Source organism: Streptomyces sp. NPDC041205 (assembly GCF_055591765.1).
Window position 1 is genome coordinate 1,218,896 of the sequence record NZ_JBVIZH010000003.1, and the last position, 19,128, is coordinate 1,238,023.

Genomic DNA, 19,128 nt, shown 5'->3' on the forward strand with positions numbered 1-19,128 from the left:
TCACAACTCCCTTACAGAGAGGAGGGATTCCGCCCTGTCCCAGCCGATCACCGGGCCGTCCCGGCACAACAGGACACCGCCCAGCTGGCAGTGACCACAGTGCCCGGTGGCACAGCGCATGTTGCGTTCGAGCGAGACGCGGATCCGGTGCGCGGGAAGCCCGCGGTGGAGCAGATCGCGCGCGGTCGCGCGGATCATCACCTCGGGGCCGCAGATGTACGCCGTGGTGTTCTGCGGTTGGAACCGGGCGCCGTTCAGCAGGGTGGTGACGATGCCGACGTGGCTGCGCCAGGCGGGGGCCGGGCGGTCGACGGTGATCGCGCAGTGCAGTCGGCCGTGATCCGCCGTCCAGGCGCGCAGTTGGTCGGCGTAGAGGAGACCGTCCGGGGTGCGGGCGCCGACCAGGAGATTCAGCCGCCCGTACGCGCGCGGGGCGGTCAGCGCGTCAAGCACCAGCGGGCGCAGCGGGGCCAGACCGATACCACCGGCGATGACCAGCAGGTCCTGCCCGGCTCCTCTGCCGAGCTCCCAGCCGGTGCCGAAGGGACCGCGCAGCCCGACCTGGGCGCCCGGCACAAGGCCGCACAGGGCGGCCGAGACCGCCCCGACCGAGCGGATGGTGTGGACGAGTTCGTGGTGGTTGATGCGGGACACCGAGACCGGGATCTCGCCGACCCCGAAGGCGTACACCATGGCGAACTGTCCGGGCGCGAAGGGGGCCAGGGTCGCCGGGCCCGCCGGGGCGAGCGTGAGGGTGACCGTGTCGGCCGTCTCGCCGCGCACGTGCGTCACCTGGTAGGGCAGGGGACTGTTGGTCATGGTCGGTCGCCGCTGCCGTAGGGGCCGTACAGATCGAGCAGTCGGGTGCGTGCCGCCTGCAGCCGGTGGGCGAGCACCCGGCCCACCCAGACCGCGACCGCGCGGCCGAGCTCGGGGTCGTTCGCGCACATCGTCCGCACCGCCGCCGCGTCGAACTCGTAGGCCCGCACCGGACTCATGGCCTTGGCGCCCAGCTGCCACACATGGGGCGCGAAGTGCCAGGACCAGCCGATCAGTTCGCCGTGTCCGAGCGACTCGACGACGGCGGCTCGACGGCCGGGCACGTGCAGATCGAGCGCGACGGTACCGGTGCGCACCATCCAGAACCGGTCGGCTCGCCCCCCCTCCTCGAACAGCCGGGCGCCCGCCTCGAAGGACACCTCTCGGGCGATCCGCATGAGCTGCTCGCGGTGCTCGACAGGGAGGGCCGCGGCCATGGTGGTGGCAGAAGTCATCGCTCCGTCTCCCTTCCCTCCAGTTGCTTCTCGTCCTTGTCCTGCTGCAGCCGGGCCGCGAGCTCGTCATGCAGTGCCGTGGCTTCTTCGGTGATGTCGATGCCGACCGGGCACCAGGTGATGCAGCGGCCGCAGCCCACGCATCCGGAGCTGTCGAACTGGTCATGCCAGGTGCCGAGTTTGTGGGTGAGCCACTGCCGGTAGCGGCTGCGTGGCGACTTGCGCACCGGGCCGCCGTGGAGGTGGGAGAAGTCGAGGTCGAAGCAGGAGTCCCAGCGCTGCCAGCGCTCGGCGTGGTCTCCGGTGAGGTCGGTGACGTCCTCGGTCGTGGTGCAGAAGCAGGTGGGGCAGACCATGGTGCAGTTGCCGCAGGTCAGACAGCGGTCGGCGACATCGTCCCAGCGCTCGGCCTCCAGGCTCTCGCCCATGAGGGTGCGCAGGCTCACGGGGGGCATGGCCCGCCCCATCCGGTCCCGGGCGGCGTCCACCGCGCCGTGGGCCGCCGTCTCCGTCTCCGTGTCGGCCGGGCGGTGGGGAACGTGGGACAGAACCTCGGCCCCGGCCTCGCTGCCGACGCGTATGAGGAAGCGGTGGCCGGCCTTGTCCACGACCTCGGTCAGCGCGAGGTCGAAGCCGGTGTCGGCCGCTGGGCCGCTGTCCATGGAGACGCAGAAGCAGGTGGCCCCCGGTTCGGTGCACTCGGCAGCTACCAGGAACGCTCCCTCACGCCTTTGCTGATAGCTGGTGTCCTTGGATGGGGCCTCCCCTGCTCGAGCGGAGCCGAGAGCTTGGGGATGGCCGCCGGTCAGGACCCGGTCCTGGATCGCGATGGCACGCAGGTCACAGGGGCGCACGCCCAGGAAGGCGTACGACGGCTGGGCGGCACGCTCTTCGGTGACGGACAGCCGGCCGTCGGCGGTACGGTCGGCGCTCCACAGTTTCTCCCGCTGTGGGTGCAGGAACGTCTTCCAGGACTGCGGGCCCGCGGAGTGCGCGAAAGCCGCGCCGTCCTCCCGGGGCACGAGACGGTAGTGGCCGGCCTCGACCTGGGTGCCCCAGCCGAAGGGCAGCTGGTCGGCCGAGGCGAGCTCGGACAGGACCACGGCGCCGTCCCGGACGGTCGGGCCGACGACTGTGCGTCCCTGGGAGGCCAGGGTCTTGATGAGGGCGTCGAGCCCGTTCCTGTCCAGGACAGCGGACGCGGGGCTGCTTGTCATCGTTACCCTCCGCAAGCCGTGCGGGTTGTTGATGTCAGCGTGAACGCGCGACAGGGTGAGACGCCACGGGCCGCCCGGTCCTGGGCGGAGGTCGTTCGGCCCCTGTGCGGCGTGACGAGGAAGTCGCTCAGTGCTGCACCTCTGGAGGTCGTGCGGCGATGGTCAGCGGCCGGGCGGCGGTGGATCCGCAGGGCCGGCCAGCTGCACGATGTCGTCGGAGGCGACGTCGTGCAGCCGGACGGCCAGATCCTCCAGGGCGCGGCTGGCGGCGAGTTCGTCGCCGATCTCCGGGATGGAACGGTCGATCGGGTTGCGCCGGGCCATGCCCCGCCCGGTGACCGTCGACGTGTCCCGGGTGGTCAGCACGGCACGGGCATGCGTGTCGTCGCCCTCCTCGGTGAGGTAGATCTGCACGGTCCACTGCTTGGTTTCCATCGTGATCACTCCTGTGCGGAGGAGGTGGACGGGCCGGACGTGTGCGGAGTGGGGGCGCTGCTTCGATGCGCCCAGTCGACCTGGGGCGTGCCGGACCTTGCTCATCCCCAGCGTGCGCCGGATCGCACGGCCGGTCCAGGGGGAACACCGTCGCCGACGATGAGGTGGGGCTCGCGGGCGCGGGGCGACTCGCAGCAGCAGCGCCTTCCTCGCTCGCGGCCCAGAGCGTCTCGCGGGGGCAGGTGCTGTTGCAGGCCGCCAGGTCGGAGGCCATCCGCAGTCAGCAGGAGACGGAAGAGACGACAGGGCGTGGACGCCCCTGCCGGGCGGCCGGGCGTCCTTCTCGGAACTCCGACTCGTCCCGGGCAGTGGAGGATTGGGTCGGTTGGGCCTTCAATTGGGCCGGTCGGCCCTTGCTGCGGCACGAGCCCGTGGTGCGAGGGTCGGAAGACAAGCCCGTGGCGGGCGAGCAGATGCTCCCTCACGGGGGCCTCCGCCCGTATCCACTTGCCAGGCCGGCGGGCGTGACAGCGGCCCACGGGAAGCGAGCTCGTCTCGCGGGCCTGTGTCGCGGGAGACGGCGGCCTCGAAGTCGAAGCGGACGACGGCGTCGCACGGCTCGCCCAGGTCCACGGCGAGTACCACGACGCGGTACGGAGTCCGGTCGGACGGCCGCCCGTCGGTGTCCGGGAACCGCTCGTCCTCCGCGAGGTTCCCCGCCCGCACCAACACAACCGGCCGTTGCGCGTGGGCCACGGAGGTCATCGCAACGGAACCGGCGAAGAAGCCGCCGAGACCGCCGAATCCCAGACTGCCGAGGACCAGCACCTCCGCCTCCTCGGCCGCGAGAGTCCGGGCCGGGGACTGCCGGAGCCGCTCCGCGCTGATGCAGAGCTGATGCAGACCTGCGGATACCGTTCGGTGAGCCGGTCCAGGGCACCTCGCAGGATACGGCGCGCCCAGTACTGGGGGACCTTCGACTCGGGCAGTGACGCCTCCTCGTCCGGACAGTCCCTCCCAGGCGTTGACGGACACGCGGCGGCAGCCTGCGGCGCAGTGCCTCACGGGCCGCCCAGTCCGCGGCGGCGACGCCCTCGCGCGAGCCGTCCAGACCGACGACGACGGGCCTCAACGTGACGGACACCTCCTTCACCAGTGCGCGGGGCCGCCTCAGTCGTGCGCGACGACGGCCACCGGGCAGCGCGCGCGGTGGATCAACGCGTGAGTGACCGGACCGGTGTGCGGGCCGACACCGCCTTCGTGCATGCGGCGGCCGACGACGAGCAGTCCGGCGTCGGAACCGGCGTACACCAGGGGTGTGGCCGCCCTGCCTTCGACGACCGTCGTGTCCACGTCCACGCCGGGGAACTTCTCCCGCCAGGTCTGGAGCACCGCTTCGAGGAAGCCGCGCCACTCCTCGGTGCGCTCGGGGGCGCTCTCCAGGCCGATCTCGCCGGGGCCCAGGGACATCAGGGACGGGCCGCTCCACGCATGAATGACGTGCAGTCGCGCGCCGCGGACCCGCGCGGCCTCGAAGGCGAACCCGATCACCTCGTCGCTCGGGTCGTTCAGATCGAGACCGAGAACGACGTCTTGGCACATGGCGTGCACCGACGGGCGGCCGTCCTGGTCCAGTCGCTGTTCGCCCTCAGGTTCCTCTCCCGCCTGGACCAGGACCACCGGCCGGGTCGCCCGCGCCACGACACCCTGGGCCACCGAGCTGACCAGGAACCCGGTGAGCCCGCTCAGTCCGCGGGAGCCCAGGACCATCAGCTCGGCCCGGTCCGCGGCCTTCAAGAGGGCGGCGGTCGCCGGTCCCTCGACCTGCTCGTCGGTGAGGCGGACTTCAGGGCACGTCCGCACGATGTGGACCTCGGCCTTGCGCAGGATGCCGCGCCCCATCTGGCGCCGGACCACGTTCGCGGGATCCGAGGCCGAGGGACGCGGGCTCCAGTTGGTCGCGTGCACCAGGTGCAGTGGCAACGTACGGCGCAGTGCCTCGTGGGCCGCCCACGCGGCGGCGGCCAGACTCTCGGGGGATCCATCGACCCCGGCGACAACCGGTCGAACCATGACGTGGCACCTCCAGCGCCTTCGCAGCCCACGATGGGCTCGCTCTCATCGTGGTGCGCCGACGCCGTTGGGCGGAGGGGCCGCCGGTCCCTTGCCGTGGTCCGGACGGACCAGGTCCGACGCTCAGCCGGGCAGTCTCGGCTCGCGGGGCGGCTGTCCGGGCCGTACCCGCGGTCCTACCCCCAGCATGCCCGTCGTCTGGGTGCGCCGAGCGCAGCAGACGGGAGCCGCCCGGCGCTGTGAGGGGGCCCTTCGGCCCGGTGCGTGCCGTACGGCCTCGGCGGATGGTCGAAGTAGGCCAACGGGAAGGGGGCTGCTATGCCCTGGGAGACGATCCACAAGGACACCTCGCCAAGCGTCCCGCCCAATCTGGACGACTACGAGAAGGCATGTTCCGCCTTCTCCTGGGCGGGCGCGCGCACCCAGCTCCACGGGCTGCCCGGCGGACGCGGACTGAACATCGCGTACGAAGCCGTGGACCGGCACGCCGAATCCGACCACGGTACGGCGGTGGCGCTGCGCTGCGTCGGCCGCGACGACTCCGTGACCACGGTGACGTACAGCCAACTGGCCCGCTCCTCCGCGCGGTTCGCGAACGTCCTGAACGTCCTCGGTGTCGGCCGGGGGGACCGGGTCGTCACCCTGCTGGGACGGTGCCCGGAGCTGTATACCGTGGTCCTCGGCACGCTGAAGAACACCAGCGTGCTGTGCCCGCTGTTCTCCGCTTTCGGCCCCGACCCCGTGGAGCAGCGGCTGCGGATCAGCGACGCGCGGGCACTGGTCACCACCGCGGCGCTCTACCGGAAGAAGGTCGCCGATCGCCGTGCGCTGCTCCCCGAGCTGGAGCACGTACTGATCGTCGGCGAGGGCGCGGACGAACTGCCCGGCACGGTCTCGTACGACGCGCTGATGGCCGATGCCTCCGAGACCTTCGCCATCCCACCGACATCCCCCGCCGACATGGCCCTGCTCCATTTCACCAGCGGTACCACCGGCACCCCGAAGGGCGCCATCCATGTGCACGAGGCGGTCGTCGCCCACTACGCGACCGCTTCGTTCGCCCTCGATCTGCACCCGGACGACGTGTACTGGTGCACGGCCGATCCCGGCTGGGTCACCGGGATGTCGTACGGGATCATCGCACCGCTCGTGCACGGGCTGACCGTCGTGGTCGACGAGGGCGACTTCGACGCCCGCCGCTGGTACCGCATCCTCGCCGGACAGCGGGTGACCGTGTGGTACACCGCGCCCACCGCGCTGCGCATGCTGATGCGCACGACGCCTCGGCAGGGCCCGCACGACCTGCCCGACTCCTTCGACCTGCGCGCCCTGCGCTTCATCGCCTCGGTCGGCGAACCGCTCAACCCCGAGGCCGTGGTGTGGGGCCGGGACGTGCTGGGGCTGCCGGTGCACGACAATTGGTGGCAGACCGAGACCGGCGCCATCATGATCGCCAACTTCGCCGGGTGCGAGATCCGTCCAGGCTCGATGGGGCGCCCCTTGCCAGGTGTGGAGGCGGCGGTCCTGGAGCGCGGTGCGGACGGGCGGGCCCAGGGTGTCGACGGACGCGTGCGTGTTCTGCAGCGGCCGGGCGTGGAAGGCGAGTTGGCGCTGCGGCCCGGCTGGCCGTCCATGTTCCACGGCTATCTGCATGCCGAGGATCAGTCCTCCGCCGCGTTCGCCGGAGGCTGGTACCTGACCGGTGATCTGGTGCGGAAGGACGCCGACGGCTGGTACTGGTTCGTGGGCCGCACCGACGACGTCATCAAGTCCGCCGGACACCTCGTCGGGCCCTTCGAGGTCGAGAGCGCCCTGATGGAACACCCCGCGGTCGCCGAGGCCGGAGTGATCGGACGCCCGGACCCCGTCGCCGGGAACATCATCAAGGCGTTCGTGTCGCTCCGGCCCGGCTTCGAGGCGACCGGCGCGACACGTCGGGAACTGCTCGCCTTCGCCCGGCGCAGGCTCGGCCCCGCCGTCGCACCGCGCGAGATCGCGTTCGACCAGCATCTGCCGCACACGCGCAGCGGCAAGGTCATGCGCCGGCTCCTGCGGGACCGTGAACTTGGGCTGCCCGAGGGGGACACCTCCACGCTGGAGGGCGACCTCTCGGTGCCGGAGGGAAAGAAGAAGGAGGAGTCGGCATGAGCGCCGCCCGCACCCCGCGTGGCCCCCGCAACGCCGCGCCGAAATCAGCACAGCCGAAGCAGCCCAAGACCGCACAGCGGACGCAGAAGGCCGCACACCGGCTGGACCTGCTCCAGTCGATGCTCCGCATCCGCCGCTTCGAGGAACGCTGCGTGGAGCTGTACAGCGCCGCGCAGATCCGTGGCTTCGTCCACCTGTACATCGGGGAGGAGGCCGTCGCCGTCGGCGTCAATGAGGCACTCACCGAGGACGACGCGGTCGTCTCGACGTACCGCGAACACGGCCACGCACTCGCCCGTGGCATCCCCGCCGACGCCGTCATGGCCGAGATGTTCGGCAAGACCACCGGCTGCAGCCGCGGCCGCGGCGGCTCCATGCACCTCTTCGACGTGAGCCGCCGCTTCTATGGCGGCAATGCCATCGTCGGCGGCGGTCTGCCGCTCGCTGCCGGACTCGCGCTCGCCGACCGCATGAACGGCCGGGACCGCGTCACCTGCTGCTTCTTCGGTGACGGCGCCTTCGCCGAGGGCGAGTTCCACGAGACGGCCAACCTGGCCGCGCTGTGGGGCCTGCCGCTGCTGCTGGTCTGCGAGAACAACCAGTACGCCATGGGCACCGCCCTCGCACGGGCCCAGGCCCAGACCGACCTGGCGATGCGGGCCTCTTCGTACGGAATGGTCTCCTGGGCCGTCGACGGGATGGACGTGCTCGCCGTCGAGGACGCCGCCCGGCGCGCCACCGAGGGCATCCGCACCGGAACCGGACCGCACTTCCTCGACGTGCGCACCTACCGCTTCCGTGCCCACTCCATGTACGACCCCGACCGCTACCGCGACAAGGCCGAGATCGGGCACTGGAGGGAACGTGACCCGATCGAACTGCTCGCCGGACAGCTGCGGGAGAGCGGCGGATTGACCGACAAGGGGCTCGCCCGTCTGGAGAGCCGGGTGGCCGCCGAGGTGGGCGCAGCCGTCGAGGCGGCGGAACAGGCGCCGGAGGAACCGGCCGAGGACCTGCTGAGGTTCGTCACCAGCCCTGCGGGGGAGGCGAGTTGACCATGACTGTCACTGAGCACGCGACCGGGACCGGCGATCCCGCCGAGCACAAGAAGACGTACCGCGAAGCCCTCCGCGAGGCCCTGCGGGACGCACTGCGCGCCGACGACCGCGTCTTCCTGATGGGAGAGGACATCGGCCGCTACGGAGGCTGCTTCGGCGTCAGCCTCGGCCTGCTGGAGGAGTTCGGCCCCGAACGCATCCGAGACACCCCGCTCTCGGAGTCCGCGTTTGTCGGCGCCGGGATCGGCGCGGCCCTGGCGGGCATGCGGCCGATCGTCGAGATCATGACGGTCAACTTCAGCCTGCTGGCCCTCGACCAGATCCTCAACAACGCCGCGACGCTGCAGCACATGTCGGGCGGACAACTGCCCGTCCCCCTCGTGATCAGGATGACCACAGGCGCCGGACGGCAGCTGGCCGCCCAGCATTCGCACAGCCTGGAGGGCTGGTACGCGCACATCCCCGGCCTCAGGGTGCTGGCCCCGGCGACCCTCGTGGACGCCCGGCACATGCTGGCCCCGGCCCTCGCCGACCCCGACCCGGTGCTGATCTTCGAGCACGGCAGCCTCTACAACGTCTCCGGCGACCTGCCGGTGGACGCGGGTCCCGTGGACTTGAACCGCGCGGTGGTGCGCAGGCCCGGCACCGACATCTCCCTGATCACGTACGGCGGTTCGCTGCACAAGGCCCTCGCGGCCGCGGACGAACTGGCGGGTCGCGGCATCAGCGCGGAGGTGGTGGACCTGCGCGTCCTGCGCCCGCTCGACGAAGCGACGATCTGCGGCTCGGTGGCCCGCACGCACCGCGCCGTCGTCATCGACGAGGCCTGGCGCAGCGGCAGCCTCTCCGCAGAGATCTCCGCCCGCATCGCCGAGCGGAACTTCTACGACCTCGACGCCCCCGTCGAGCGCGTGTGCAGCGCCGAGGTCCCCATCCCCTACGCCCGCAAGCTGGAGGAGGCAGCGCTGCCTCAGGTCGCGGACATCGTCGCTGCGGCACGTCGGGCGGTGGGCTGAGATGGCCGAGTTCACCATGCCCTCACTCGGCGCCGACATGGACGAAGGGCTGCTGCAGGAGTGGCTCGTGCACCCCGGAGACCGGGTGCGCAAGGGCGACGCGGTGGCGGTCGTGGAGACCGACAAGGCGGCGATCGAGGTCGAATGCTTCGAGACGGGGACGGTGGGGCGGCTCCTGGTGGAACCGGGAACGCGGGTGCCGGTGGGCACGCCGCTGGCACTGATCGAGGCGACCGGGGCTGGGGCGGCGGTCGCGCGGCCGGACATCGAGCCGATGCCCGAGCCGGTCCCGGTCCCGGAGCCGACTGCCGCGACACTTCCCGAGTCGGTTCCGGAACTTCCCGAGTCGGCCCCGGAGCCGGCGCGCCCCGTGCCGGAGCCGGTTCCCTCAATCCCTGCCTCGGCGCCGAAGCCGGTACCAACGCCTGCTCTTGTGGGTGCCGCCTCCACGATGCCGCATCCGAAGGCGTCGGCCTCGACCACGGCGAAGGAAGCCGTCGTCGGGGCGGGCCCCCTCGTCCGGCACCTCGCCGCGCAGAAGGGCATCGATCTCACGTCCGTGCACGGCACCGGGCGCGGCGGCCGCATCACCCGGGCCGACATCGAGCACACGGGCCCTGCGACCGGAACGAGGGTGCGCGCCACACCTTATGCGCGCCGCCTCGCCTGTGAACTGGGCCTCGACCTGTCCGCGCTGCACGGCTCCGGCGACAGCGGCGCCGTCCGAGCGATGGACGTGAGCGAAGCCGCACGAGTGCGAGGCGAATCCGAGCAACAGGGGACGGAGCGTCCCCCGGGCCGGGAGCCCGAGCAGCCGAAGCGAAGGCCACCCGCGGCCGCCAAGCCGCACGAGGACGGCGAGAGGCCAGAGGAGGGCAAGTCGCACGAGGACGGCAAAGCGCAGCGCGCAGCCGCGATGCGCCGGGCGATCGGCGACCTCATGAGCCGCTCCAAGCGGGAGATCCCGCACTACTACCTGGCGACCACCATCGACCTTGCGACCGCCATGGAGTGGCTCCACCGGGCCAACCGCGGCCGGTCGCCCGGCGAGCGCCTCGTCCCCGCGGCCCTGCTGCTCAAGTCGGCTGCCGTCGCGGGCCGTGACGTACCACAGCTCAACGGCTTCTGGCAGGACGGCGGCTTCGTCCCCGGTACCGGCGTGCACCTCGGCGTCGCGGTCTCACTGCGGGACGGGGGCCTGCTCACACCCGTGATCCACGGTGCCGACACCCTGAAGCCCGAGGAGCTGATGGCCACGCTGAAGGATCTGGTCCGGCGGGCCCGTCAGGGCCGCCTGCGCGGCAGCGAGCTGTCCGATGCCACCCTCACCGTCACCAACCTGGGCGACCAGGGCGTGGAGTCAGTGTTCGGCGTCATCCACCCGCCCCAGGTGGCCCTGGTCGGCTTCGGCGCGGTCGTCGAGCGGCCCTGGGCCACGGGCGGCCTGCTCGGTGTACGCCCGGTGGTGACCGCCACCCTGTCCGCCGACCACCGCGCAAGCGACGGTGCCGTCGGCGCGCGGTATCTAACGGTTGTCGACCGTCTGCTGCAGAAGCCGGAGGAGTTGTGAGCCAGATGAAGCCCTTGAACGGCTCGGAGGCGATCACCGTCGTCAAGGAGTCCATCACACAGATCATCCCGGACGCCGACTTCACCGACGTCGGACCGGACGACAAGTTCCGTGACGTACTGGAGCTCGACTCCATCGACTTCCTGAGCCTGGTGGAGATCCTCTCGGAACGCACGGGCACACGGATCGACGAGGATGACTATCCCCAACTCACCACCCTGGCCGACACCGTGGAGTTTCTGGTCACGCGGTCGAGGTAGCGGAGTCAGGTCAAGTCCCGGGCGGCCCCGGCGCGATGTCGTGCGCCGGGGCCGCCCCGTACTGTCGGCGCAAGGGCCGCATCAGGCCTGAGGTTCGAGCCGGTCGGCTCATGCGCCGTGCGCCGTTTCGGAGTTGGCTGTCAGTGAAGGGAACGATGTCGACCTGAAGGGAGTGAGAACAGTGCGTACGGCTCTGACGCCTGAGTTCTGGGAAATGTTCGCCGTGCTGCTGGTCGTGGCCGTGGGCGTCACGCTCGTCCTCGCCGCGTCGCTCGACGCGCTTGCCGTCAGGCTGCTGCGCCGTCGCGTACGCAGGCCACCGACTCAGGCCCCGCCCCGGTCGGCCACCGCGCACCTCCGCAGGCCCGTCGCCCGCTGACGTGGCCGCGCCCGAACCCGGGCCGGGAAGGTGCGGGAGGAGCGCTTTGCGTATGCCCGGCAGGGAGGAACGGCAAGGACACCGTGCTCGATCGCCTGGGCACCACGCTGACCTGGTCCCCGGCTTGGTGCCGGCGGGGGATGAGGTGTTGGCCCGGTCGGTGCGGCTGCGGCGCCCCTCCAGGTGGTCCTCGGCAGGGGGGACCGAGCGGCATCGCGTCGTGACGACCCGATCGAGGCCCGTCAGGTGCTCGATCCGACCGTCGCCATCGACCGCCACCTGATCCCATAACGTGATCGATGGTGCCCCTGCGGCCGAGAGGCCACCCGGCAGACTCTCGTCCCTATGCCGTCTCTATGCTCCTCGCTCGGCCTTCAGCCCGGCCTCGCTCAGCTTCACGGCCGGCCGCTCCGCGATCTCGCGAGTGGAACCGTGCGCGGTCGCGCATCCCACCAAGACGATCATGACATCACCTTGACGGCGTGTTCCCTTCGGGCGGGGAGAGACGTCTCCACGGCCCTGAGCGGCGACGCGGGCCGGTCGGTTTCGGGTACGGCGACCACGGGGATCGACGCGTGACGCAGGCACTCGCGGCCGACGGAGCCGATCGGGGGCCGCTCGTACCCGCCGTGGGTCTTGCGTCCCAGGGCGAGCATGAGGGCCCCTCGCGTGTGTTCCAGGAGCACCCGTGCGGGTGGCCCCTCGGCCAGGACGGCGCGTACGCAACCGTCGATCCGCGGGCCGAAGACCGCCCGTACCGTCGAGGCAAGCAGTTGAGCGGCCTGGTCACGCTCCTCCGCGACCGTCGGAAGCGCCGATACGGGTGCGTAGGGAGCGATCCCGTACGCACGTGGCTCCCAGGCGTGCACCGCGACGACCTCGGCGCGCAGAGCCCGAGCCTGTCGCGCGGCCCAGCGCAATGCGGCCATGGACGCCTCGGAGCCGTCCACGCCGACCACGATGCCGCAGTTGGCAACGAGTTCCGTCATGGCTTCCTCCCTGGACGTCCCCTTGTTCCACTGTGGCCCGGCGCGGCAGGTCCCGGGGAGAGGCCGAGAGGCTTCGGTGGGTGCCGAACGGTCCTTTCCCGGCGGAGGGATGGGACACCGGGCCGCCCCACGCCTGTTCGGCCGCTCAGGAGCCCGCAAAGCGGTCGGGAAGGGGCTCTCCCAGCTCGCTCGCGACCGCGTCGGCCATGGAGCGCAGCACGTCGAGGGTGCGCTCGGCCTCGGCCTCGTCGACCTTGGCGATGGCGAAGCCGACGTGGACGATGACGTACGTGCCGATGTCCGCATCCGGGGTGTAGGCGAGGCACACCTCGCGTCGTACGCCGCCGAAGTCGACCGTGCCCATCCGCACGCCGACGTTGTCGTGGACGTCGAGGATCCGTCCGGGGATGCCCAGGCACATCGCGATCATCCCTTCGTGGTCTGCCGTGCGAGGAGAGCGGACGCCACGGCGGCCTGCCCGTAGCTGATGCCACCGTCGTTCACGGGGACCGCACCGCCGGTCAGGACCCGTAGCCCCTGAGCGCGCAGCAGGCGGCCCACGTCGGCCAGCAGCCGTCGGTTCTGGAAGCAGCCGCCGCCCAGGCACACGGTGCGTGGGGCGCCGACGGCGACGGCACGCTCGACGAGCGCGGCGGTGACCTCGGCGACGCTGGTGTGGAACGCGGCGGCGAGGCGGGACACTTCGACGCCGGCGGCGAGTCCTTCAAGGATCGCGGTGAGAGTGGGGGAGGGGTCGTACACCCACAGTCCGTCGGCCCGGGCCAGCCGCCAGGGCAGCGCGCTCGCGCGGAGGGTGCCCGCGGCGTTCTCCAGGGCGACGGCGGCCTGCCCTTCGTACGACACTGTGTCCCCCAGGCCGAGCAGACTTGCCGCGGCGTCGAACAGCCGCCCCGCGCTCGAAGCCTGAGGGGAGTTCACCCCGCGCTCCACCATGGCGCGGATCGCGCGCACCTCGTGTCCGTCCAGCCGGTCCGTGAACGGCCGGATGAGCCGCGGTGCGGTCCGGGGCACGCCCAGCGGCTCCGCCCCGTACAGATAGCCCAGTGCCATCCGGGCGGGGTGACGCACGGCTGCCTCTCCGCCGGGCAGCGGTGCGTGGCCGAAGCGCCCCACGCGGCGGTAGCCGGTCAGGTCGGCGACCAGGATCTCGCCGCCCCACAACGTGCCGTCGTCACCGAGACCGAGACCGTCGTAGGCGACGCCGACGAAGGGCCGGTCAAGACCGTGCTCGGCCGCGACCGCCGCGACGTGCGCGTGATGATGTTGCACGGGGATCCGGTGCTCGACGGTCTTGGCGTGCGCCCATTGCGTGGACAGGTAGCCGGGGTGCAGATCGTGGGCGACCGCGCGCGGGGTGATCCCGGTGAGGCGGGTGAGATCCGCGTAGGAGGCCTGGAAGGCGTCGTACGTCGCTGCGTCCGCCAAGTCTCCGGTGTGCGAACCGAGATGGGCCCTGCCGTGCTCGGCCAGTGTGAAGGTGTGCTTCAGCTGGGCCCCGGCCCCCACCAGAGGGAGATCGGCGCAGAGCGGGAGTGGGAGAGGCTCGGGGGCGTAGCCGCGGGCCCGGCGGAGCGTGAGCACGCTGCGGCGGGCGGTCTGGACGACGGAGTCGTCGTAGCGGGCGTGGATCGGCCGGTCGTGGGTCAGGAAGCCGTCCGCGACCGGCCCGAGTGTCCGCAACGCCTCGGCGTCGTCCGTGGCGATGGGCTCGTCGGCGAGATTGCCGCTGGTGACGACGAGCGGCCGGTCCAGCTCGCGCAGGAGGAGGTGGTGCAGACCGGTGGTGGGGAGGAAGAGGCCGATCGTCGGGGTCTGTTCTGCTGGAACGCGGTGGAGAGCTCGGGGGAGGGCGCCGGGGGGCGCTTCCGGGGCGATCCGCTCGACGGAGCGGCCGGCTCCGCCGACGCGCGCTTCCGGTGGGATCGGCGGGTGTCCCCCGACACGGCGCGGCCGGCGTGCGGAGAGCAGCACCACGGGCCGCTGCGGCGAGATCAGCACGTCGTGCTCCGTGCGGCCGACGTGCGCCAGGCGCCGCGCGGCCGCGAGGTCGGGAACCATGACGGCGAACGGCTTCGCGGGCCTGCGCTTGCGGCGCCGCAGCTCCGCCACCGCCGCCGGATCGGTGGCGTCGCACACCAATTGGTAGCCGCCGAGCCCCTTCACCGCGACGACGCCGCCGCCCGCGACGGTCCGCACTGTGGCGTGCAGGGCCTCTTCGCCGGTCAGAGAGCCCCAGGAGAGTCTGGGCCCGCAGACGGGACACGCCAGGGGCTCGGCATGGAAACGCCGGTCGGCCGGGTCCGTGTACTCGGCCGCGCACGCGGGGCACAACGGGAAGCCGCGCATGGTGGTGCGCTCGCGGTCGTACGGCAGGTCCTCGATCACCGTGGCCCGTGGCCCGCAGTCGGTGCAGTTGATGAACGGGTAGCGGTATCGGCGGTCGGCGGGGTCGAACAGCTCGCGCAGGCAGGCTTCGCAGGTGGCCGCGTCGGGTGGGATCTCGCGCTGTGCCGCGGATGCGTCGGTGTGGCTCGCCCGCACCGTGAAGCCGCTGCGGGCGGGGGTGTCCCCGCCCGGCACGTCCGCCACCTGCACGCGTCGGACGGCGGCCAGCGGCGGTGCCTGATCGCGGATCCTCGCGACGAGGTCGTGCAGGGCAGCGGGGCGGCCGGACGCGGTGAGTTCCACGTGGCCGTTGACGTTGCGCACCCACCCGTCGAGGCTGAGGGTGGTCGCCGTCCTGTGCACGTACGGCCGGAAGCCGACGCCCTGGACGCGGCCGAAGACCTCGATGCGCTGGGTGATCCGCTCGCTCATGACCTGCCCTCGCCGGGATCGCGCGCGGTGGCGCCGAGGTGCCGCGCGATGTCCTTCTCCACCCTGTGCGCCAAGGCGTCCACCTGCGCCGCGACCGGATCCGACAGACCGGTGCCCAGCGTCCCGTCGGCGCCCTCGACGGCGTACACCACGAGACAGCCCGGCAACCGCCCGAGAACACGGGACAGTTCGATGGCTTCCCCAAGCCCCAGACCGTGCGAACTCGTTGCTCCCGCCTGCTCCAACTGCGTGCCACCGAGCGTCAGCCGGTGGACGCGACCGGGGTGCGGAGGGTGGGCGTGCGCGGCATCGATCACCACGGCGAACTCGGCGTTCTCCCACAGACCGAGCAGTCGGCCCGGATCGCCGTCGCACGTCTCCAGGACGGTGCCGGGCGGAATGGGGTGTCCCCCGCCTGAACAGAGCTGAGAGGCCGGGGCAGGACGGCTGATCGCGCGTTTCTTGAGCCGCTCGATCACGGCCCACCCCACCCCGTCGTCGTGCCGGAACTCGTTCCCGACACCGAGGACCACGATCCGCGGGGCGACTGCCATCTTCCCGCTCCCTGCCTTCCTTCAGTGACGTGTGATCATCCTCTGCCTTCCGGGGCAGGGACGGCATGGGCCGAACGTCCCCGACAAGGGCCGAACCGCCCCTCCTCGCGCTCGGCCGGTGGTGCGACAATGACCGCGGAACCCACCTCGCTGCGTGATCTCCGCAAAGGGACGAAAGGCGATGGGGACGATGGAACTGCCCTTGACCGTGGGCGTGGACGGATCGGACTCGAGCCTCCTGGCGATCGACTGGGCGGTGGACGAAGCGGCCCGGCACGGTCTGTCGCTGCGCCTGGTGTACGCGTCCCTCTGGGAGCGCTATGAAGGCGTCGCACTGCCGGGCAGTCTGGATCGCCCCTCCGACCAGGTGATCGCGGAGAACATCGTCGGATCCGCCTCGGAACGTGCCCGACGGCGCAACCCCGGCGTGAAGGTCTCCGCCGATGTGGTGGGCGAGGAGCCGGTGTCCGCGTTGCTGCGCGAAGGCCGCAGTGCCTCGGCCCTGGTGACGGGGACACGTGGCCGTGGCGAGCTGAAGGGCCTTCTCCTCGGCTCGGTCGGTCTGGCCGTGGCGGCCCGCGCCCAGTGTCCGGTGATCGTGGTCCGTGGCGACAAGGCGGCGCTGGAGAGCGGCCACGAGCGGATCCTGTTCGGCGCGGGCGACCCTTCCGCAGGTGCGGAAGCGGTGCGGTTCGCCTTCCGAGAGGCCGAGGCACGCAAGTGCACGCTCGACGCCGTACGCGCCTGGCGCTGCCCCGCGCACGCCGCTGCCGACGATCCCCTGCTGGCGGAGGAACCCGCGCGTTACTACGAGGAGCAGGCGAGGGCCCTGCTCGAAGCCGTCCTCCATGACGCGGTGGCGGACCATCCGGCCGTATGGGTGCGCCGTGCCACGGTCGAAGGGGCGGCCCGCAAGGTGCTGCTGCACCGCTCGGCCGCCGCGGACCTCGTGATCGTCGGGGCCAAGCGCAGGCACGGACACTTCGGACTCCAGCTCGGGCGGGTGGGCCACACCCTGCTGCACCACGCGGACTGCCCGGTGGCGATCGTGCCGCAGCCTGCGTGACGGCCCGGCCTGCGAGCCTGGCCGTGGGGTCGGGACGGACGAGCCATCAGGGGGGCGAGGGAGAAGCGGATCTCCTCCGCCTGCGTGAAGTGCAGGCGTAGGACCGTGTGCGGCCCATAGAGGCAGGCATACAGGTCGTCGACCTGGTCCGGGTCCAGTCGGCCGTCGGTTTCGGCGAGACTGAGGTGGACGGCGATGCGCCGGGCGAGTTGTTCGATCTCCGCGTGGGCGCAGCTCACGATGGCGGTCGACTCGGGGCCGCCGAGTGCGGGGGCGAGCGCAAGGTAGAGCGGGTGCTCTTCGGCGTTCTCGTACGGCAACAACCGCTCGACCAGCAGTCGGAGTGCCTCGCCCACCGCGTCCACGGTGCTCGTCGCCGAGCTGGCCTTCCGGCACCTGCGGAAGACCGCCCGACGTTAGCCCACGGTCACGTCGGGCTCCGCTCAGTCATGGGGGATGACGGCGACAGGGCAGCGCGCGTGGTGGATGGCGGCGGCGGCCACAGGGCCCAGGCGTGGCGCCAAGGCGGGGCGGTGCTTGCGTCGGCCGACCACCAGCAGCCCGGCGCCCGCGGCAGCCCGTACGACGGCCTTGGCGGGGCTTTCGAGACCGATGCTGTCGGCTACCTCCACGCGGGGGAACTTCTCGTGCCAGGGGCGGAGGGTCTGGCGCAGGCGCTGCTGGGCGTCCCGCGTGATTTCTTCGGTGACGTCGTGGTCCACGCCCCAGGGAACGTATGCGTGGACGGGCAGGCTTTGGCCATGGACGGGGCGTAGGCGCGTGCCACGTGCCGCGGCGGCGCCGAAGGCGAATTCGAGCAAGTCGTCGCATGGACCACGCAGTTTCAGCGCCACGACGACGTCACGGCCAATACCCGGAGCGGGCGGTGGCTCTGCCTCGCGTGTTTCGGCGCGTACCAGAACCACTGGCCGCTCGGCCCGCGCTACGACGGGCATGCTGACGTCGCCCAGGAAGTAGCTTTGGACGGGCTCAAGACCGCGCGACCCCAGCACGGTCAACTCGGACTCCGATGCCGCTCGCAGCAGTGCGTGCTGGGCGTCGTCGGCGACGAGGTCGTCGGCAATGGAGAGGCCCGGGTGACGCGCTTGGAGCTCCGCCCGCGCGTTGCGCACGAGCCGCTCCGCCCAGTAGTTCTGATCGATTTCCGCGGGGGTGCGGGCCGGTTCCGGCACCAGCAGGGGCCACGCGTGCAGCAGCCGCAGCGTGCGGCTCCGCCGCTCGGCTTCGTCGGCGGCCCAGCGGGCGGCGGCGATGCTCTCGGGTGAGCCGTCGAGGCCCACGGTGATGACTGGCGCCATGGCGGCTGCCTCCGTCTCGTAGGAAGCTGGAACGACGGTGAGCGAGTCTGTCGGCCCAGATCGCTGCCGTCCCCGTTACTCGATGGTGAGCATCTGAGATGTCGCGGACCACGGGTGCTTCTCATTTGAGGAGTACCCCCAAGTCCTTCTGCGGCGCATGGGGACCCCAACGCCCGGCCGTGCGGGTGCGGAGCCCGGAGCGGACCATCTCCGGATCACATCGGTCCGTGCCGGAGTGAGCAGGAAGCGATGCCCCATCCCGTGGAGTGGAAGGTTCGCCTCTACCTCTTCAAGGACGAGGCAATGACGAAAGCACGTGTGGTGCTGGATGCCGGAGCGAGGGCGCTCACCGGCCATGGGATCGCGCACCGCAACCCGGCGGACGCGGGCGTGCCGGAGATCGGTGACGAACCGGCGGCGAGCAGGGCCACGCGCGACCTCGGTCGGCAGCTGGTGGATGCCGCCGACCTCGTCATCGCGACCACCGGAGAGGACGAGGACAACCTCGTCATCTGCCTGCTCGCCAAACGCGAGTTCGCCGCGCCCCGGGTGGCCGCCCTGGCCAGTGACACCGACAACACCTGGCTGTTCGACCAGCGCTGGGGCGTCGACGCCGCCGTGCCCGCAGCCACGCCGCTCATCTCTCTCATCGAGGAGGCCACCAGCACCAGCGACACCGTCGCCCTGCTGCGCCTGAGCAAGGCGGGGCGTCAACGTCGTCGAGACCACCATCGGCCCGCGGTCCCGGGCCGTCTGCCGCGCCCTCGTCGACCTGCCGGTCCCGCCCGGCACCGTCGTCGCAGCCGTCATCCGCGACGGTGAACCCGCCGCGCCGTCCCCCGAGTTGCGGCTCCGGCCGGGAGGGGAACTCCTCCTGGTCTCCCATTCCGCCACGGAGAAGGAGGTGCTTGCCGCGTTCCAGTGACCGTGAG

At 71.6% G+C, this 19,128-nt stretch carries 20 protein-coding genes and 1 pseudogene; 9 read left to right on the plus strand and 12 right to left on the minus strand.

Translation table 11 applies throughout. The features are described 5' to 3' along the window. The 6 genes from ACZ6BG_RS19345 to ACZ6BG_RS19370 all read right to left on the minus strand — a co-directional run bounded on the left by ACZ6BG_RS19345 (nt 1) and on the right by ACZ6BG_RS19370 (nt 4,999). Nucleotides 1-819, minus strand: coding sequence for an FAD/NAD(P)-binding protein (locus ACZ6BG_RS19345; protein ID WP_469002695.1), 819 nt, complete (start codon nt 817-819; stop codon nt 1-3). Then, the gene (locus ACZ6BG_RS19350; protein ID WP_469002697.1) at nt 816-1,274 is read right to left on the minus strand and encodes a Crp/Fnr family transcriptional regulator; all 459 of its coding nucleotides are present in this window, start codon (nt 1,272-1,274) and stop codon (nt 816-818) included. The genes ACZ6BG_RS19345 and ACZ6BG_RS19350 overlap by 4 nt, the downstream gene beginning before the upstream one ends. After that, nucleotides 1,271-2,491 carry a 4Fe-4S dicluster domain-containing protein gene (locus ACZ6BG_RS19355; protein ID WP_469002699.1) on the minus strand — a complete coding sequence of 407 codons (1,221 nt, stop codon included), beginning with the start codon at nt 2,489-2,491 and terminating at the stop codon, nt 1,271-1,273. Before ACZ6BG_RS19355 ends, ACZ6BG_RS19350 begins: the two co-directional genes overlap by 4 nt. Before the next feature lie 162 nt (nt 2,492-2,653). Continuing rightward, complete coding sequence (locus ACZ6BG_RS19360) at nt 2,654-2,926, minus strand: DUF1876 domain-containing protein (RefSeq protein ID WP_469002701.1); 273 nt, start codon at nt 2,924-2,926, stop codon at nt 2,654-2,656. A 393-nt stretch (nt 2,927-3,319) separates the two neighbouring features. Further along, nucleotides 3,320-3,991, minus strand: coding sequence for a universal stress protein (locus ACZ6BG_RS19365; protein WP_469002703.1), 672 nt, complete (start codon nt 3,989-3,991; stop codon nt 3,320-3,322). A gap of 105 nt (nt 3,992-4,096) precedes the next feature. Then, entirely contained in the window at nt 4,097-4,999 is a 903-nt protein-coding gene (locus ACZ6BG_RS19370) for a universal stress protein (protein ID WP_469002705.1), read from the minus strand. A gap of 318 nt (nt 5,000-5,317) precedes the next feature. On the opposite strand from ACZ6BG_RS19370, the gene acsA reads away from it, so the two are divergent. The 6 genes from acsA to ACZ6BG_RS19400 all read left to right on the plus strand — a co-directional run bounded on the left by acsA (nt 5,318) and on the right by ACZ6BG_RS19400 (nt 11,430). Beyond that, the gene (gene acsA / locus ACZ6BG_RS19375; protein ID WP_469002707.1) at nt 5,318-7,147 is read left to right on the plus strand and encodes an acetate--CoA ligase; all 1,830 of its coding nucleotides are present in this window, start codon (nt 5,318-5,320) and stop codon (nt 7,145-7,147) included. Between the two features lie 119 nt (nt 7,148-7,266). Further along, a complete protein-coding gene (gene pdhA / locus ACZ6BG_RS19380) occupies nt 7,267-8,202 on the plus strand; it encodes a pyruvate dehydrogenase (acetyl-transferring) E1 component subunit alpha (protein ID WP_469003017.1) in 936 nt (311 codons plus the stop codon). A 2-nt stretch (nt 8,203-8,204) separates the two neighbouring features. Then, a complete protein-coding gene (locus ACZ6BG_RS19385) occupies nt 8,205-9,221 on the plus strand; it encodes an alpha-ketoacid dehydrogenase subunit beta (RefSeq protein WP_469002709.1) in 1,017 nt (338 codons plus the stop codon). A 1-nt stretch (nt 9,222) separates the two neighbouring features. Continuing rightward, nucleotides 9,223-10,791 carry a dihydrolipoamide acetyltransferase family protein gene (locus tag ACZ6BG_RS19390; RefSeq protein WP_469002711.1) on the plus strand — a complete coding sequence of 523 codons (1,569 nt, stop codon included), beginning with the start codon at nt 9,223-9,225 and terminating at the stop codon, nt 10,789-10,791. A gap of 5 nt (nt 10,792-10,796) precedes the next feature. Beyond that, entirely contained in the window at nt 10,797-11,051 is a 255-nt protein-coding gene (locus ACZ6BG_RS19395; protein ID WP_469002713.1) for an acyl carrier protein, read from the plus strand. A gap of 181 nt (nt 11,052-11,232) precedes the next feature. Continuing rightward, on the plus strand, nt 11,233-11,430 hold the full coding sequence (locus tag ACZ6BG_RS19400) for a hypothetical protein (RefSeq protein WP_469002716.1): 198 nt from the start codon (nt 11,233-11,235) through the stop codon (nt 11,428-11,430). A gap of 461 nt (nt 11,431-11,891) precedes the next feature. Here the strand turns inward: ACZ6BG_RS19400 and ACZ6BG_RS19405 are convergent, their stop codons facing one another. The 4 genes from ACZ6BG_RS19405 to ACZ6BG_RS19420 form a co-directional block, all read right to left on the minus strand. Further along, nucleotides 11,892-12,419, minus strand: a complete 528-nt coding sequence (locus tag ACZ6BG_RS19405) for a universal stress protein (protein ID WP_469002719.1) — start codon at nt 12,417-12,419, stop codon at nt 11,892-11,894. 145 nt (nt 12,420-12,564) lie between these two features. After that, on the minus strand, nt 12,565-12,840 hold the full coding sequence (locus ACZ6BG_RS19410) for a HypC/HybG/HupF family hydrogenase formation chaperone (RefSeq protein WP_469003019.1): 276 nt from the start codon (nt 12,838-12,840) through the stop codon (nt 12,565-12,567). Between the two features lie 5 nt (nt 12,841-12,845). Further along, nucleotides 12,846-15,257: a carbamoyltransferase HypF gene (locus tag ACZ6BG_RS19415; RefSeq protein ID WP_469002721.1), complete on the minus strand. Its 2,412-nt coding sequence runs from the start codon at nt 15,255-15,257 to the stop codon at nt 12,846-12,848. Beyond that, nucleotides 15,254-15,811, minus strand: coding sequence for a hydrogenase maturation protease (locus ACZ6BG_RS19420; protein WP_469002723.1), 558 nt, complete (start codon nt 15,809-15,811; stop codon nt 15,254-15,256). The genes ACZ6BG_RS19415 and ACZ6BG_RS19420 overlap by 4 nt, the downstream gene beginning before the upstream one ends. Before the next feature lie 181 nt (nt 15,812-15,992). On the opposite strand from ACZ6BG_RS19420, the gene ACZ6BG_RS19425 reads away from it, so the two are divergent. Further along, complete coding sequence (locus ACZ6BG_RS19425) at nt 15,993-16,877, plus strand: universal stress protein (RefSeq protein WP_469002726.1); 885 nt, start codon at nt 15,993-15,995, stop codon at nt 16,875-16,877. A gap of 50 nt (nt 16,878-16,927) precedes the next feature. Here ACZ6BG_RS19425 and ACZ6BG_RS19430 read toward each other — a convergent pair. After that, nucleotides 16,928-17,236: pseudogene (locus ACZ6BG_RS19430) on the minus strand (heavy metal translocating P-type ATPase); the annotation flags it as partial. Between the two features lie 84 nt (nt 17,237-17,320). Further along, nucleotides 17,321-18,196, minus strand: coding sequence for a universal stress protein (locus ACZ6BG_RS19435; RefSeq protein ID WP_469002729.1), 876 nt, complete (start codon nt 18,194-18,196; stop codon nt 17,321-17,323). 303 nt (nt 18,197-18,499) lie between these two features. On the opposite strand from ACZ6BG_RS19435, the gene ACZ6BG_RS19440 reads away from it, so the two are divergent. Together ACZ6BG_RS19440 and ACZ6BG_RS19445 are read left to right on the plus strand one after the other, a co-directional pair. After that, nucleotides 18,500-19,018 carry a dsRBD fold-containing protein gene (locus tag ACZ6BG_RS19440; RefSeq protein ID WP_469002731.1) on the plus strand — a complete coding sequence of 173 codons (519 nt, stop codon included), beginning with the start codon at nt 18,500-18,502 and terminating at the stop codon, nt 19,016-19,018. Next, complete coding sequence (locus tag ACZ6BG_RS19445; RefSeq protein ID WP_469003021.1) at nt 18,969-19,121, plus strand: hypothetical protein; 153 nt, start codon at nt 18,969-18,971, stop codon at nt 19,119-19,121. The genes ACZ6BG_RS19440 and ACZ6BG_RS19445 overlap by 50 nt, the downstream gene beginning before the upstream one ends. The last annotated feature ends 7 nt before the right edge of the window (nt 19,122-19,128 follow it).